This is a genomic window from Streptomyces sp. NBC_01352, assembly GCF_036237295.1.
Lineage (GTDB): Bacteria > Actinomycetota > Actinomycetes > Streptomycetales > Streptomycetaceae > Streptomyces > Streptomyces plumbiresistens.
The window spans coordinates 10,476,159-10,490,620 of the sequence record NZ_CP108354.1 but is presented as its reverse complement, the minus strand read 5'-3'; the positions used below and the strand labels follow the sequence as shown (position 1 = coordinate 10,490,620).

Genomic DNA, 14,462 nt, shown 5'->3' with positions numbered 1-14,462 from the left:
CCCGCCGACGGGGCCGCATCAGAGCCGTACGCCAGAATCCCGCCGTCCCCCGGCCGGGCTGCATCAGAACCCTGGACCGGAGCGCCGCCATCCGTCGGCGCGGGCCCCGGGGAGCCGAAAGACGGCGAACCGAGGCCCGCCGTCCGGGCTGTGTCAGAACCCTGGACCGGAGCCCCACCACCCGCCGGCGCGGGCTCGGCGGAGCCGAAGGGCGGGAAGCCCAGGCCCGCCGACCCAGCTCCATCCGAGCCGTACGCCACCATCCCACCGTCCCCCGACCGAGCCGTCTCAGCGCCCCGGCCCGGAGCCCCACCACCCACCGACGTAGGACTGGCGGAGCCGAAGGACGAGGAACCCAGATCCGCCGACCGGGCCGGCTCAGAGCCGTGCGCCGGGATCTCGCCGCCGCCTGCCGACCGGGCCGCATCAGAGCCCTGCGTCGGAGCGTCGCCGCCCGTCGGGGTGGGCCTGGCGGAGTTGGGCTCTTGCGATGTCCGGTCCCCCTCGTTCATCGGGTCCATGGTGTCACGGGTCCCCTGGGCGTCTCGCGCGGAATCTAGTCGCCGAAGACGAACTCCGGTGCGGAGCGGGTGAGGACGGCCGACGCCGTGGTGGTCGGCCAGTGCGCGGTCAGTTCCTCGGCGGCGGTCTTCAGGAGATCCGACACGGTCTGCGCACCGCCCTCGTGCATCGCTTCCGTGACCACGAGGATCCGGCCGGTGTGCTCGCCGACCGCGGAGTGGCCGCTCTGGCGGTTGGTCCAGCGGCGGGCGTGTGCCCGGCCGGCGGAGTCGACGAAGGTCACCTCGCCGGGGGCGGGGTGTTCGGTGTCGCCGCCGAAGGTCGTGTAGTGCTCGTCGCCGAGAGCGTGGCGCACCTCGAGCAGGGGGCCGGAGATACGGTCGACGTCGAGCGCCGCGACCGGTACGCCGTAGGCGACCGAGAGCGCGTTGCACAGGTCGACCACCGGGTGGATGCGGGGCAGTTCACCCTCCTTGCGCAGTCGTCGCAGCAGTGATTCCGAGGCGCACCGGTACTGCGTCGGCTTGAGCCCCATCCGGGAGAAGGTCCGCCGCCAGGCCAGTACCTCGGGGAACGCGCTCTCGGAGGTGCCGGCCAGCCGGGCCGTGGCGCGGGAGGTGTATTCGGCGACGCGCGCGGTGACGTCGGCGGAGATGTCGATGCCGGTGGCGTGCAGCGCGCCGGCGGAGAGTTCGGGGTGGTCGGCCCAGAGGGCGTCCGCGTGCCGGAAGCGCATGCTCACGCCACCGCCAGTCGTGCGCTCAGGCCGACGAAGCAGACGGCGAACACCCGGCGGATGCCGGTCATCACCTGGGGCCGGGCCAGCACGCGGTGGCGTACGGCGGCGGCGCACATGCCGTACGCGGCGAAGACGACGAAGGTGAGGGCCATGAACACGGCGCTGAGCCGGAGCATCGCGCCGAGGGAGCCGGACTCTCCGGCGGGGACGAACTGCGGAAGGAACGCGACGAAGAACATCGTGAGCTTCGGGTTGAGGAGATTGAGCAGCACCCCGGAGGCGATCACGCGGGACACCGGCCGTGGCTCGGATTCCGTCTCGACCGTCAACGCGTCCTTGTCACGCAGTGTGGCCCACGCCATGTAGAGGAGGTATGCCACGCCGAGGTACTTCACCGTCTCGTAGGCGACGGCGCTGGTGTGCAGCAGTGCGGCGAGACCGGTGATCGTCGCGATCAGGTGCGGCACGATGCCGAGGGTGCAGGCGAACGCGGCGACGATGCTCGCGCGGCGGCCGTGGGACAGCCCGGCGGCGAGGGTGTAGACCACGCCGGTGCCGGGGGTGACCACCACGACGAGGCTGGTCAGTAGGAACGCGATGCTCAAGGAGGGCCTCCGCAGGGTTCGTTGTCCTCTCACCCTTTCGCGGTCTTGGTCCGGTGGACAGAGCCAAAGTGTGCGGGGTTGAGTGGTCCATAACGGGTTCGGACGAACGCCGCGTCCTGCGAGGTTCGAGCCATGGCTGGGAGGGCTCACCGGCCTTGCGCCGTTCGAGTGGTGCGCCGCCGGTCACGGTCGTAGCGTCGAGGCAGGGACGGGTGCGGACGGCGGCCGGGAGCGGACATGCCAGGACTCGCGGTGACCAAGGCGGCGGCGCTGTGTGCCGCGATGGCGTTCGTGGCGGCCATGGGCCCGGCCTCCGCCTCCCCCGCGGCGGCGCCGTCGTCGGCGGTGCAGGCGGTGGCGCAGCCCGTCAGGGACACCGTGCTCGTCGACTGCTCCTCCAAGCCGCAGGTGCGTCCGGCCGACTTCATCCTGGCCTGCGGCGACGGCAACAGTCGCCTGGCCTCGCTCCGGTGGACGCACTGGGACGCCGGTTCCGCGAAGGCGAGGGGCGTCAACTGGGTGAACGACTGCGATCCGTACTGTGCGGCGGGGACCTTCCACTCGTATCGCGTCGTCGTCCGGCTCGACCAGCCGCAGGACTGGAACAAGGATCCGCAGCAGCAGCGCTACGGGCGGATGACGCTCACCTTCCCCGGTGACCGGCCGGAGCGGCTGGCGCGCACGGTGACCTACTCGCTGTGGAACTGAGCGGCGCCTTGGCCGGTCGTCACCCGGCCTCTTCCGGGCCGCGCCCGATGAGGTCGGCGAGCAGCTGGCCGCTGGTCACGCTCCGGTCGTCCTTGTGGGCGTGCCAGCGCTCGAAGGTGTCCGCCGCGGCGTCGGCGAAGGAGCCCGTCAGACCGCTCCCCCGCCAGGCCTCGGCGATCTCCCGCATCTCCGGCTCCCAGCGCCAGGCCCTGGGGCCGGCGCTCGCCAGTTGTTCCGGCCGGGCCAGTGGGGTGTCCGGCAGCAGGTGCGCGGCGACGTCGAGGAGGTCCTCCAGGACGCCGTGGTCCTCCGCGAGGGCGCAGGCCTCGGCGGCGAGCGCGTACGAGATCTTGTTGTAGGCGGCGAAGGCCAGCTTGAGCGCCGAGGCCCGGCCGACCGGGCCGGCCAGGACGACCGGCGTCAGCAGGGTGGCGTCGAACAACGCCCGGACCCCTGATACGACCGTGTCGTCGCCCGACAGATAGAGCCGGGTGGTACCCGCCTCACGGGGCGGCGGGCCGGTGATGCCTCCGTCGACGAGTGTCGCGCCGGTGCCGTGCAGCGCCTCGGCGATCTGTGCCATGCGCCGGGGACTGACCGCGTTGGCATCGACGTAGACGCCCTCGAAGCCGGCGGCCGCCGTCTGACGGGCGACGTCGAGGGCGGCGGCCGGCGGGCACACGCTGAGGAGCAGGGTGCACTCGGCGGTCAGCTCCGCCATGCTCCCGGCGGGCAACAGCCCCAACTCCGCGGCCCGCCGCCGGGTTTCGGCCGAGCGTCCCTGCGGCAGCCACCAGACTCTGCTGCCCGCGGCCCTCACCTGTGCCGCCACCTGTGCACCCATGGCTCCGGGGTGCACGATCCCCACATCGGTATGAACCATGCCGGGACCCTATCGCCGTCGGCAGGCCGCCTCGACGCCGCCTGCTTCACATTTCCCACACGTTCCCAACACGTCACGTTCATCGACGGGATAAACTCCGGGCGCTCCATTCGCACCACAGGGGGATTCCTCATGCGTATACGCCATCTCCTGGCGATGGCCGCTGCCGTCGGGTCGATAGCCGCCGTGTCGGCCGCGCCCGCGCAGGCCGCCGAATACACGTCGGCCTTGAAGCTCAAGGGCGTTCAGTACGACGCACCCGGCGCGGACTCCAACAGCTGCTCCACCGGCAACACCAAGAGCGAGTACCTGACGATCAAGAACTACTCGGCCTCGAAGACCGTCAACCTCAAGGGTTACGTCGTCAAGGACGCCACCGGCAACCGCTTCGCCTTCGCCGTCAACCACTATCTCCAGCCCGGCGACTACGTGAAGCTGCGCGGCGGCAAGGGCACCGACTCGGACGCGAACAACGTCGTCTACCGCCAGAACTGCAACTTCATCTGGAACAACGACAAGGACACGATCTACCTGTACAAGCCGGGCGGAAGCCGGGCGGACGTACACGCGTACACCAAGAGCGGTTCCGACCCCGACCGCAACGGTTACATCACCTTCCACAGCTGACGAACCGTCACGGTCGTCCGGTCAGCGGCGAGTGCGCCACTTGCTCAGCAGGCGCTTCGCCTGAGCGCGGCGGCGCGGGTCGGATGCGGCGCGTCGCGCCTGCTCGACGGTGCGACGGCCCTGAGGACTCCGCGTGTACTGCTTGATGCGCTGGATGACGCTCGGCATGGTCGTCTCTCCTCCGGTCGGCGGGTTTCGTTCCCTCGTTGCTGCGCCTACCCGGTGCCGGACGGTTCAGGCCACGGCCCGGTTCCCGGTCCTCTCCGGACCGGGAACCGGCCTGTTCCAGCACTCCGGACAGCGCGGTCGCCGCTTTAGAATTCTGGCGACCGAGACGGGGGATGAGTGTTATGGACACCGTTATCGTGCAATTGCCCGACGAAACAGAGTCTCGTCCGGGAGCAATTCAGCAAAAGCCGCGGCTTCTTCACATGGGGCCGGGTGAGACCAGGGACTTCGGGCGGGGAGCCCCGGGCGGAGCGCTGCCCATCGTCCTGCCCGATCCCGGTGTGTCGCGGCACGCGGGACGCATCGAGGCAGCCGGGGACTTCTGGCGGCTGTCGAACTTCAGCGCGACCTCCACCTATGTCGTGGAGAATCTCGAAGGGGCCGGCGAATACGTCAAGGTGGCTCCGGGGCGGCTCGGTGCGCCCGTGCCGTTCGAATTCTCCCGGGTGGTGCTGCCCGCTCTGGACAGCACCGCGAGTTTCAAAGTGTTCGCGCCGCAACACGCCTATGCGCAGGACGGCGCCGGGCCCGACCACGGGGAGCGGACCGTGAGCCCGTTCTCCCTCGACCCGACGTCCAAGTACTTCCTCGTCCTGGCCGCGCTGTGCGAGCCCCGGCTGCGCACCGCGTCGGGCGTGGCACTGCCCGGTGCCGGCGAGATCGTGGAGCGGCTGCGGCCTCTGGAGTCGTGCCGGGATCTGACCCGTTCCGCCGTGAACTACCACATCGACTACCTGACGTCCGTGAAACTCCGGCTGCGGAGCGGGAACGAGGACGAGACGCGGGTGGGTGCCAAGCGGGAGGACCTCGTCACGCTCGCGCTGCGCTTCGACCTCGTGCGCGAGGAGCACCTGGCCCTGCTGCCCCAACGCCTCCTCGGGTACGCGCACTGACCCTGACATCTGTCAGGGACCGCTGCGCCACACCTCTCCCTAGAGTCCTGAGTGCCGGCCAAGTGCCGTGCAGTAACAGATCAGTTCAGGGGGAAACACACATGAAGAAGCTGATGCAGCGTTCCGCCGTCGCGCTGGCCGTGGCCACGCTCGGCGCGGGAGTCCTGGCCACTACGGCCGAGGCCGCGCCGGCCGCACCGGCCGCGGTGAGCGGTGGCGACCCGACGCTCACCGACGTCTACATCTGGGCCACCAACGTCAATCTGCGCGAGCAGCCGACCAGCGAGTCCAACCGCCTGGCCGTCCGCTCCAAGTACTGGCTCGACGCCGTGTGCCAGACGCAGGGCCAGACCGTCACCGACCCCGCCGTCGGCACCAACAACTGGTGGACCGCGGTACAGGAGTTCGCAGGCAGCGACATCGCCTGGGTCAACAACCTGTACCTCCGCGGCGGCGTGAAGATCGAGGGCGTCCCGGACTGCTGACGTCCGTCGGCCACCGCGTTTCCATGGGGCTTGCCCGGCGAGGTCGGGCAAGCCCCGTACGGCTGTCAGTCTCAACGACCGCCGTCGCTCAGCAGTGCGCAGACGAAGTTCTCCTGAATGGCGCGGAGCTGGCGCAACTGCGCGGGGGCCGCGGTGCGGTTGATCTGAGTGGTGACGGAGAAGGTCAGCGAGCGGCTGCCGTCCGGGGTGGCGGCGATCAGCTGCGTGTAGCCGGGGATGTTGCCGGTGTGCCCGAGCACGACACCGCAGCGCGTCGCGTAGCGGAAGATTGCGAGGCCCGCGGAGTTGCGTCCCGGCCCCGCGGGCTCGGACGCGCCGTCGATCCAGCGCCGCTGCGCGCGTACGACGCCCTTGCCGTACAGCGCTCCCCCGGCGTAGCCGCGGATGAAGCGGGTCATGTCGGCGGGGGTGGAGACGATCCCTCCGGACGCCCACACGCCGGAGGCGCTGAGGAGCTCACTGACGTCCTCCGGGGGCGGGGGCGGGCTCACGTCGTATCCGTGCAGGTAGGGCTCGGGGAGCCGGTAGCCCTGCGGAAGGCTGGTGTCGCGCAGGCGCAGCGGCTCGTAGACGAGTTCGCGCAGCAGTTGTTCGTACGGCGTGCCGGTGACCGCTTCCGCCATCAGGGCTACGGCGATGTTGTCGGAGTTGGAGTAGCGGTACTGGCTGCCGGGCCGGAACCGCAGGGGTTCGTCGGCCACGTAGTCGAGGAGACGACGGGAGTTGAAGCGGTGCCGCGGGTCGGCGATCACCTCCTCCAGGAAGGCGGGGTCGTCCGTGTAGTCCGGCAGGCCGCTGGTGTGGTTCAGGAGTTGCCGCAGCGTCACGGAGCCCCAGGCCCTGGGCAGCCGGGGCAGGCGTTTGCGCAGGGTGTCGTTCAGACGCAGGGCGTGTCGGTCGACCAGGGTGAGCGCCACCGCACCGCTGAAGGCCTTGGCCGTGCTCGCGATGCGCATGTGGTCGTCCGTGCGGGGCGGCCGGCCCGTGGCGAGGTCGGCGACGCCTGCCCGCAGGACCTGCTTGTCGTGGCCGCGCTGGAGCACGGCGATGATGCCGGGCGGGCCGCCCGGGCTGCGTACGAACTCGTCGAGCTGGTTCTGCAGCGTACGGCCGTCCGGCGGTCGCGGGGTGGCTTCGGCGGCGCTGCTGACGGCGGCCGGGGCCAGGCCCGCCAGGCAGATCGCGATGACGAGCGCCGGCCATAGCCGTGGGCGACGGATGGCGGTGCGACGGGGCGGGGCGGTGGGCAGAGGCATGGTGGCTCCTGAGGATGAGCTTTGGCTGATCCAGCCTCACCGGGTGCACAGGCCGACTGCTCCTCGTGCTGCTGCATACGGCCCAAGGACTCACCGTGCCCGAGAACCGCGCACAGGCGTGAAACTGACTGTGCCACCTGTGGCCGCCGCAACGGGGCAAGGTTCTTCGAGCAAAGGAACACCATGGCGCGCATCACCGGCAGGACCATCCTGATCGTCGGCGCCTCGTCGGGCATCGGCGCCGAGGTGGCGCGCCACCTCGCCCCCGGCGGCAACCGGTTCGTCATCACGGCACGCCGTGCCCCCGAGCTGGCCGCCGTCGCGCAGGAGATACGAGCCGCGGGCAGCGCCTGCCTGCACATCGCCGCCGACGCCCTCGACCCGCAGGCGGCGGCCGACGTCGTGGCGGCCGCGGCCGCGGAGTACGGGACCATCGACATAGCACTGCTCAACGCCGGCCAGGGACCGGACATGTCCATGGACCAGGTCACCGTGGACGAGGTCGCACGGATCATGGCGTTGAACTACGACGTCGTCGTCAACTACCTCATCCCGCTGATCGGGCAGATGCGAAGCCAGAAAGCCGGGGGACTGATCGCCCACACCAGCTCACTGGCCGGGCTGTTGGGCATCCCCCGCCAGGGGCCGTACTCGGCGGCGAAGGCGGCCGCGCGCACGCTCATCGACGCCGCGCGCGTCGAACTGGCCCCCCGGGGCATCCGTTTCACCACGATCCACCCCGGCTTCGTGGCCACCGAGCGCATCAGCGAAGACGGACTGCCCAAGCCCTTCCAGGTCAGCCAGGAGCGGGCGGCCCGGCACGTCGTACGCGCGCTGGAGAAGGAACCGGCGCAGGCGTACTTTCCCTGGCCCACGGCGGCGCTGGTCCGCACGCTGCGCGCGCTGCCCACACCCCTGTCCGCGCTGCTCCTGCGGAAACTGGCCTCCCGGTAGGGAAGCTCGCCGCGCCCGTCACGCGGCCGGCGCACGCGCCGGAGTGGCCACGGGCTCCAGTGGGCGCACGCGGAACCGGTCGCGGCGCAGCAGGGGCCGCTCGACGAGGAGGTACGAGGCGAGGGCTGCCGCGACCGTCACCACGATGCCCGCGGGGAGCAGCCGGCCGCCGTCCACACCGAGATCGGAGAGCAGCCGGATGACGGGGTAGTGCCACAGGTACATCCCGTAGCTGAGGTTGCGTCCGACCCATGCCAGTACGGACACCGACAGCAGACGGGAGGGCCACGACCCGGGGCACAGGTCCAGGGCGGCCACCACCGTGGCCGACAGGACGGCGACGGCGAGGAATCCGACCGTGTACCACACGGGGTTCCACCGGCTCTCTTCGGTGATCGGGACCTGCCAGGCGATCAGCCCCAGCAGCGCGAGCGCGGGCCAGCAGAGCCGTCCCGCCCATCGGCGCAGCAGCGCCAGTCGGGGATCGTCGGCGCGCAGCCGGGCCAGGACGACGGCCAGCAGCGCCCCGACGAGGAGCTGGTCGGCGCGGGTGTCGGGGCCGTTGTAGATGCGGTGCGCCGCCGTGGGGTCCCAGAGCACCGTCCGCCAGAGCACCGGCAGGACGCACAGCGCCGCGACCCAGCCCAGCACCGACCGCGCCGTCGCGTGGCGCAGCAGGACCAACAGCAGGAGCGGCCAGGCCAGATAGAACTGCTCCTCCACTCCCAGCGACCAGGTGTGGCTGAGCGGCACGGTGATGTCCGTGTACGGCCCGGACTCCCCGGCCCGTACGAGATTGACCACCGAGGCCGCGGCCAGCCCGGCCGCCACCCACGCTCCGTCGAGCAGCGGCAGCGGGAGCGCCACGGACAGCAGGGCGATGACCGCGCACATCACCAGCATGGCCGGCACCAGCCGCAGCCACCGCCGCCGGTAGAACGACCCCAGGCCGATACGGCCGGTACGGGCGTATTCGGCGACCAGCAGCCGGGTGATGACGAAGCCGCTGAGCGTGAAGAAGACGTCCACGGCCACGGAGCCTCCGGGCAGCGGATCCGGCTCCACGTGATACACGATCACCAGCATCACCGCGACCGTCCGCAGTCCGTCCAGCCCCGCCACCCGCCCACCACGCAGTGCCGACGAAAAGCCCCGCCCGCCACGTCTGTGCCGTTGCGCCGGTGAGGGGACGAGCGGCAGCGCCGCTCGCACGTCCGGGCTCTGCCGCTCCGTAGCCTTGTCGGCCTCGTCTACCGTGCTCCGATGGGGGTCGCTCATGACGACGGCGCCTGCCCAGCGCGGCAGAGATCACACAACTTCTCAGGTTCCCCACAGGTTCAGCGCCGCTTTCCGGCCGCCGAAGACATGGCCGGAGACATCGCGGAGAACGGGCGCGCACCGCCTTCGCTGACCTGTCAGTCCCGGGGGCTCACGAACCAGTCGAGCGCCGCGGTGAGTTCCGCGGGCTTCTCCACCGGGAGTTCGTGGCCGGCGTCCAGGATGCGGATGACCGCGTCCGGGTAGCCCTTCGCCATGCGGAGCATCTGGGCGACGGGCAGTTGGACGTCGTGGTAGCCGTGCACCAGCAGGGTGGGGGTGCGGATCTCGCCGACGCGGTCGAGGACGTCGAAGGCGCGCATGGCGGAGTAGAGCGTCATCACCACCTCGCGCGGGGTGGCCGCCGAGGCGCCGATGTAAGCGCGGATCTCCTCGCGCGGGTAGCCGGGGGCGAAGGCGCGCTGGATGTTGGCGGCGACGAAGAGCTTGAAGGGGACCAGGGTGGAGGCCGCCATCAGCAGGCCTCTTCCCCGGTTGTAGCTCATCTTGCTGATGGAGTTCACCAGCACCATGCGGTCGACCCGGTCGGGGTGGGCGAGGGCGATGGTCTGCGCGATCATGCCGCCCATGGAGTGACCGACAGGGATGAAGCGGTCGACCTCGAGGTGGTCGAGGAGGGCCAGGACGTCGTCGGCGAGGTCCTCGATCGTGCGGGCGCCCGATCCGGTGCTCTCGCCGTGGCCGCGCAGGTCGAGGCGGATCACCCGGCGTCCCGGGGCGAAGTGGGCCATCTGGTGGTCCCAGCGGTGGCGGTTGGCCGTCCAGCCGTGGATGAACACCAGGGGCGTGGCCTCACCGTCGCGGGGGCCCTCGTCGTCGTACGTCAGTGTGGCGGCGTCGAGAGCGAGCGTTGGCATGGGGCCTGGCCTCCTGCGATGGCGATGGCGATCGAGTTACTGCCGAGTACGGTAATGGGCCCGGGGGCCGCCGTCACCGTAGCGGCCCGAGGAAATCGAGGATGTGGCCGAACACGTCGAGGGCGGCGCCCCGGCCGAGGAACGTGTCGAGGTGACCGTAGCCCGGGATCTCCGTGTAGGTGACGTCCAGCTGGGGCTGCCGGTGGGCGAGGACGTCGTGGCAGAGCTTCTGGGAGTCCTGCCACAGGCCGTTCTCGCTGCCGGACAGCAACAGGACCGGGGTGTCGATGCGGGCCGCCGCGTCCAGGGCGTTCGGCGGCAGGGACCGGTAGCGCAGGTCGGTGTCGTGCCAGCGGACCACCGTGCGGGCCAGCTCGATGCGGCGCAGGTGCGGCAGGATCCACAGGGGCGCGGGACCGAGGAGTTCGGCGAGGCGGTCGTGGGTGGTCTCGGTGAGGTGCTCGTGGACGAAGAGCGAGGCGCCCGTGCCCCAGGCCGAGTTGTGCAGGATCTGGCAGGTCGGGTCGGGGCAGCTCGCCTTGCGGGAGGCCAGCGCGAACAGGGGGGTGTACTTCGACCACAGGCCGACCTTGCGGATGTCGACGGGTATGTGGTCGATGCGGGACTTCAGCAGTTCTCCCGCCAGGCTCATGCGCAGGGAGGTGCGCCCGGCGAGCTTCGGCGTGAGGAACACACCCTGGGACACGACACCGGCCAGGCCCGGCACCAGGCCGGCCGTCATGCTCAGCGAGAGGGTGAGCGAGCCGATGCAGTGGGCGACGACGAACAGGGGCCGGTCGCCGATGCGGGCACGGATGTGGGCGACGGCTTCGGGGATGTCGTACAGGGCGACGTCGTCGTAGGTGTACTTCTGGCCGGTCTCGTTGTACGGCAGCCGGCAGCTGCCTCGCCAGTCCAGCAGCCACGGCTCGTAGCCGTCGTCGAGGAGGACGTCGACGAGGTTGCGGGTCTCGGGCAGCAGGAACATGTCGGCGGAGGCGGTGTGGCCGTGCAGGAGCAGTACGGCCGGACGGTCGGCCTCACCGCTGTCGACTCGGGTCAGGCCGAGGCGCACCCCGTCGCCCGCGCGGAAGGGGATCTCCTCGACGCGCGTCGGGTCGAGGCGGTGGCGCAGCGGGCGCAGGGCCGTGGTGGTGCGGACCTTGCGGAGCGTGGGCCTGGTGCTGGTGCCGGTCACCTTGAAGATCATCGATTGTGCTCCGTGGGAGTCTGGGTGCGGCGCAGGTCGAGCAGGTCGGCGGCGGCCCGGGCGAAGGGGCCGAGCAGGCCGCGGCCCATCTCCAGGCCGAACCAGGCGAGCCAGGTCAGCTTGGCGGCCCGCTTCTCCTGACTGGTGAGGCGCGGGTCGACCTTGATGCCGTCGATCTGGTCGCGTACGTAGCTGTCGGCGGGGACGACGATCTCGCCCGCCAGGTGGGCGCTCTCGCCCTCCCGGCCGATCTCGACGCTCAGGGCGCGGGTCTGCCGCCACACGTCGCGGCGGGCGCGGGCGTACTTGCGGCCCTCCAGCCACCAGCGTCCGCCGTCGGTGTCGCGCAACTGGAGGCGGTAACGCAGGAGTTGGTGGCGCAGGCCGTGCTGCTGCGGGATGCCCTCTTCGGGACGTATCCAGACGTCGCCACGCTCCACGAGGAGCGGTTCGGGGTGTACGGCGGTGCAGTGGAGCTCGCCGCGCACGTCCACCCGGCGCTCGGTCACCAGTTGGTGCATGCTCGCGATGGAGAGGGTGAGCTCCGTCGAACAGGGGGTGGCGGGCGCGGACGTGCCGACGGGGCGTACGGCGCCCTCGGCGGTCTCCTTGAACCACAGGTAGGGCTGGTCGTCCTTGTGCGGCAGCCGGGCCAGGCCGTCGCCGGCGAGCCGCTCGAACGTCTTGAGCTGGGCCCGTGCGTCGTAGCGGGTGGCGGGTTCGAGTCCGAGCGCCTCGACGAGGGTGGCAGTGCGGTCCATGGTGGCGGCCGGGCCCGTGAGCGTCGCCTCGCACAGTTTGAGGGCGGTGGGGCTCTGCAACACGCGGGTCAGGAAGGTCAGTTCGGGCACGGGGGCGGCCTGGAGGCGGGCGAGGGTGTCCGTACGCCACTCCTCCCAGTCCTGGACGCGTACGTGCATGCCGCCGAGGGCCATGTCGCGTACGACGTCGTCGAGGGTGTTGGGCACGCCGGTCAGGTTGTAGTCATAGCCCCAGGCGTCGGGCTCGCAGACGGCGGCGACCGCGGCCCGGCTCACCCAGTCCACCGGGGCGGCGTTGAGGTGCCGGAAGGCCGGTACGGTCCGGAAGCGGGCGAAGGCCGAGAACAGGCCGCTGCTCAGGTCCTGCGGGTTGTAGGCGCCGGTCTTCGTGTGGCCGCCGATGCCGCCGGGGCGCAGGGCGGTGACGACCAGACCGTGGTCGCGGGCGCGGCGCAGGGCGACCTCGGCGGCCCACTTCGTCTGGTCGTAGCCCGCGACGAGGCGGTCGACATGGGCGAGCGGGTCGTCCTCCCCCATGGCGGTGATGCCGACCTCGTTGAAGACGGCGATGGAGGAGATGTGGTGCAGCGGCTTGGGGCGGCCGGTCGCGGCGAGTTCGGCCAGGGTCAGGGTGCCGAGGACGTTGCTCTGCCGCAGTGACTGGTAGCCGCGCAGGAAGTCCACGGCGGCGGCGACGCCCACGACGCTGTCCAGTTCCTGGGCGAGAGTGCCCCACACGTCGTCGGACAGGCCCAGGTGCGGGCGGCGGATGTCGCCGGGCAGCACGGTGATCCGGCGGCGCACCTCCGAGGACCAGGGCAGGCGGTAACTCTTCAGCGCCTCACCGAGCCGGACGACAGCCGCGTCCTCGTCGGCCGCGCGGACCAGGCAGTAGACGTGGGCTTCGCTGTGCCGCAGCAGGTCCAGCAGCATGTGACTGCCGAGGAATCCGGTCGCACCGGTCAGCAGGATCCGACGGGGCGGCAGCGGCTCGGGGGAACCGGTGAAGGGCAGACGGTCGACGAGGGCAAGGTCGGCGAGGATCTGGTCGAGGTCCTCGCGGCGGGCGGTGGTATGGGGTGATGCCGGGTCGGGCGTGGCCAGAGTGGTCGAGAGTGCGGGTGTGGGTGTTCGGTGGGTTGTCGCGGGCGTGGGCATGCGGAGCCCTGCCGCGGGGGCGGCCTTGAGCCAGCGCTGGGCGAGGCTGCGCGGGCGGGCATCCGCGAACACCTCGTCCAGGTCGATCTCCAGGCCCAGTCGGTCCTCCAGCTCCGCGACGAGTTCCACGGCATTCACGGAGCTGCCGCCGGCGTCGAAGAAGTCGGCGTCGGCAGAGAGGTGCCCGCCGGGGAGGTGACGCCCTGCGGCGGCGGCGATCAGCGCGGCCAGGCCATCGACGTCCGGGAGTGGGCCGGAGGCGGGCGTGGAGTGGGACGCGGCGGCGGGTGGCGGTTCTGCGCGCGGCGCGGGATCCGTGCCCGGCGCGGGATCCGTGCCCGGCGCGTGCACCTGACCGAGCGCGGGCACTTTGCCGGGCGAGGACGCAGTGCCCGGCGCGGACACCATGCCATGTGCGGGCACTATGCCGGGCACAGACTCAGTGCTGGGAGCGGCGGGCTCCATGCCGGGTGCGGGCTCAGTGCCGGGCACAGGCCCAATGCCGGGTGCGGGCGCAACGCTGAGTTCGGGGACATTGCCGGGCGCCGCCTGAACTCCGGGCGCGGCCTCGACGCCTGGCCCAGACGCAACGCCCGGCCTAGACGCAATGCTGGGTGCAAGCTCAACGCCGGGCGCGGGCGCAACCCTGGGCTCGGGGGCATTGCCGGGCGCCGCCTCAACTCCGGGCGTGGCCGCGACGCCCGGCCCGGACGCAACACCCGGTGCACGCTCAACGCCAGGCGCGGACACCTTGCCGGGCACAGACTCAGTGCTGGGCACAGGCCCCACGCCGGGCACGGGCGCAACCCTGGGCTCGGGGACATTGCCGGGCGCCGCCTCAACCCCGGGCGGGGCCTCGACGCCCGGCCCGGACGCAACACCCGGTGCACGCTCAACGCCAGGCGCGGACACCTTGCCGGGCACGGGCGCAACCCTGGGCTCGGGGACATTGCCGGGCGCCGCCTCAACTCCGGGCGTGGCCTCGACGCCCGGCCCGGACGCAACACTCAGCCCAGACGCAATGCCCCCGCGCTCAACGCCAGGCGCGGGGGAATTGCCAAGCGCGGCATCAACGCCGACCCCGGGCTCGATGCCGGGCGCAGGATCGACTCCCGTCACCGGACCACCCGTCGGCCCGGACTCCGTACCGGCATCCCGGCCCGCCGAGTCGGCCGCCCGCGCGTCCTCTGTCGCCCGCGCCACCTTCGCCAGCAGCT

General features: G+C 71.4%; 14 protein-coding genes. 5 read left to right on the top strand and 9 right to left on the bottom strand.

The window, feature by feature from the left end; translation table 11 throughout:
• Positions 1-556: 556 nt before the first annotated feature.
• Together OG252_RS48145 and OG252_RS48140 are read right to left on the bottom strand one after the other, a co-directional pair.
• A complete protein-coding gene (locus tag OG252_RS48145; protein WP_266446188.1) occupies positions 557-1,258 on the bottom strand; it encodes a B3/B4 domain-containing protein in 702 nt (233 codons plus the stop codon).
• A 2-nt stretch (positions 1,259-1,260) separates the two neighbouring features.
• The gene (locus OG252_RS48140; RefSeq protein WP_266446183.1) at positions 1,261-1,866 is read right to left on the bottom strand and encodes a LysE family translocator; all 606 of its coding nucleotides are present in this window, start codon (positions 1,864-1,866) and stop codon (positions 1,261-1,263) included.
• A gap of 237 nt (positions 1,867-2,103) precedes the next feature.
• Between OG252_RS48140 and OG252_RS48135 the strand changes: the two genes are divergently transcribed.
• A complete protein-coding gene (locus OG252_RS48135) occupies positions 2,104-2,574 on the top strand; it encodes a hypothetical protein (RefSeq protein ID WP_329344488.1) in 471 nt (156 codons plus the stop codon).
• A gap of 19 nt (positions 2,575-2,593) precedes the next feature.
• On the opposite strand, the gene OG252_RS48130 is transcribed toward OG252_RS48135, so the two are convergent.
• Entirely contained in the window at positions 2,594-3,457 is an 864-nt protein-coding gene (locus tag OG252_RS48130) for an NAD(P)-dependent oxidoreductase (protein ID WP_329344486.1), read from the bottom strand.
• Positions 3,458-3,589: 132 nt separating this feature from the next.
• Between OG252_RS48130 and OG252_RS48125 the strand changes: the two genes are divergently transcribed.
• Entirely contained in the window at positions 3,590-4,084 is a 495-nt protein-coding gene (locus tag OG252_RS48125; RefSeq protein WP_329344484.1) for a lamin tail domain-containing protein, read from the top strand.
• A 21-nt stretch (positions 4,085-4,105) separates the two neighbouring features.
• Here OG252_RS48125 and OG252_RS48120 read toward each other — a convergent pair whose 3' ends face one another.
• A complete protein-coding gene (locus OG252_RS48120; protein ID WP_266446172.1) occupies positions 4,106-4,252 on the bottom strand; it encodes a hypothetical protein in 147 nt (48 codons plus the stop codon).
• A 182-nt stretch (positions 4,253-4,434) separates the two neighbouring features.
• Here OG252_RS48120 and OG252_RS48115 point away from each other — a divergent pair, with 182 nt between their 5' ends.
• Together OG252_RS48115 and OG252_RS48110 are read left to right on the top strand one after the other, a co-directional pair.
• Entirely contained in the window at positions 4,435-5,205 is a 771-nt protein-coding gene (locus tag OG252_RS48115; RefSeq protein WP_329344482.1) for a serine/threonine protein kinase, read from the top strand.
• A 101-nt stretch (positions 5,206-5,306) separates the two neighbouring features.
• Positions 5,307-5,690: a peptidase M23 gene (locus OG252_RS48110; protein ID WP_266446167.1), complete on the top strand. Its 384-nt coding sequence runs from the start codon at positions 5,307-5,309 to the stop codon at positions 5,688-5,690.
• Positions 5,691-5,761: 71 nt separating this feature from the next.
• Here OG252_RS48110 and OG252_RS48105 read toward each other — a convergent pair whose 3' ends face one another.
• Positions 5,762-6,967 carry a serine hydrolase domain-containing protein gene (locus tag OG252_RS48105; RefSeq protein WP_329344479.1) on the bottom strand — a complete coding sequence of 402 codons (1,206 nt, stop codon included), beginning with the start codon at positions 6,965-6,967 and terminating at the stop codon, positions 5,762-5,764.
• A gap of 183 nt (positions 6,968-7,150) precedes the next feature.
• On the opposite strand from OG252_RS48105, the gene OG252_RS48100 reads away from it, so the two are divergent.
• Positions 7,151-7,921, top strand: a complete 771-nt coding sequence (locus OG252_RS48100) for an SDR family NAD(P)-dependent oxidoreductase (protein WP_329344478.1) — start codon at positions 7,151-7,153, stop codon at positions 7,919-7,921.
• An 18-nt stretch (positions 7,922-7,939) separates the two neighbouring features.
• Here the strand turns inward: OG252_RS48100 and OG252_RS48095 are convergent, their stop codons facing one another.
• From OG252_RS48095 to OG252_RS48080, 4 genes are all read right to left on the bottom strand, one after another.
• On the bottom strand, positions 7,940-9,043 hold the full coding sequence (locus OG252_RS48095) for an acyltransferase family protein (protein WP_329344476.1): 1,104 nt from the start codon (positions 9,041-9,043) through the stop codon (positions 7,940-7,942).
• A gap of 293 nt (positions 9,044-9,336) precedes the next feature.
• Positions 9,337-10,116, bottom strand: a complete 780-nt coding sequence (locus tag OG252_RS48090) for an alpha/beta fold hydrolase (RefSeq protein WP_329344474.1) — start codon at positions 10,114-10,116, stop codon at positions 9,337-9,339.
• A 73-nt stretch (positions 10,117-10,189) separates the two neighbouring features.
• Positions 10,190-11,326 carry an alpha/beta hydrolase gene (locus OG252_RS48085; protein ID WP_329344472.1) on the bottom strand — a complete coding sequence of 379 codons (1,137 nt, stop codon included), beginning with the start codon at positions 11,324-11,326 and terminating at the stop codon, positions 10,190-10,192.
• Positions 11,323-13,653, bottom strand: a complete 2,331-nt coding sequence (locus OG252_RS48080; RefSeq protein WP_329344470.1) for a thioester reductase domain-containing protein — start codon at positions 13,651-13,653, stop codon at positions 11,323-11,325. The genes OG252_RS48085 and OG252_RS48080 overlap by 4 nt, the downstream gene beginning before the upstream one ends.
• Positions 13,654-14,462: the final 809 nt, after the last annotated feature.

What these genes read in the sequence shown, in the direction of transcription:
- OG252_RS48145 (WP_266446188.1), bottom strand. Translation starts at nt 1,258, where the DNA reads ATGCGCTTCCGGCACGCGGACGCCCTCTGGGCCGACCACCCCGAACTC.
- OG252_RS48135 (WP_329344488.1), top strand. Translation starts at nt 2,104, where the DNA reads ATGCCAGGACTCGCGGTGACCAAGGCGGCGGCGCTGTGTGCCGCGATG.
- OG252_RS48130 (WP_329344486.1), bottom strand. Translation starts at nt 3,457, where the DNA reads ATGGTTCATACCGATGTGGGGATCGTGCACCCCGGAGCCATGGGTGCA.
- OG252_RS48125 (WP_329344484.1), top strand. Translation starts at nt 3,590, where the DNA reads ATGCGTATACGCCATCTCCTGGCGATGGCCGCTGCCGTCGGGTCGATA.
- OG252_RS48120 (WP_266446172.1), bottom strand. Translation starts at nt 4,252, where the DNA reads ATGCCGAGCGTCATCCAGCGCATCAAGCAGTACACGCGGAGTCCTCAG.
- OG252_RS48115 (WP_329344482.1), top strand. Translation starts at nt 4,435, where the DNA reads ATGGACACCGTTATCGTGCAATTGCCCGACGAAACAGAGTCTCGTCCG.
- OG252_RS48110 (WP_266446167.1), top strand. Translation starts at nt 5,307, where the DNA reads ATGAAGAAGCTGATGCAGCGTTCCGCCGTCGCGCTGGCCGTGGCCACG.
- OG252_RS48105 (WP_329344479.1), bottom strand. Translation starts at nt 6,967, where the DNA reads ATGCCTCTGCCCACCGCCCCGCCCCGTCGCACCGCCATCCGTCGCCCA.
- OG252_RS48100 (WP_329344478.1), top strand. Translation starts at nt 7,151, where the DNA reads ATGGCGCGCATCACCGGCAGGACCATCCTGATCGTCGGCGCCTCGTCG.
- OG252_RS48090 (WP_329344474.1), bottom strand. Translation starts at nt 10,116, where the DNA reads ATGCCAACGCTCGCTCTCGACGCCGCCACACTGACGTACGACGACGAG.
- OG252_RS48085 (WP_329344472.1), bottom strand. Translation starts at nt 11,326, where the DNA reads ATGATCTTCAAGGTGACCGGCACCAGCACCAGGCCCACGCTCCGCAAG.
- OG252_RS48080 (WP_329344470.1), bottom strand. Translation starts at nt 13,653, where the DNA reads ATGGTGTCCGCGCCGGGCACTGCGTCCTCGCCCGGCAAAGTGCCCGCG.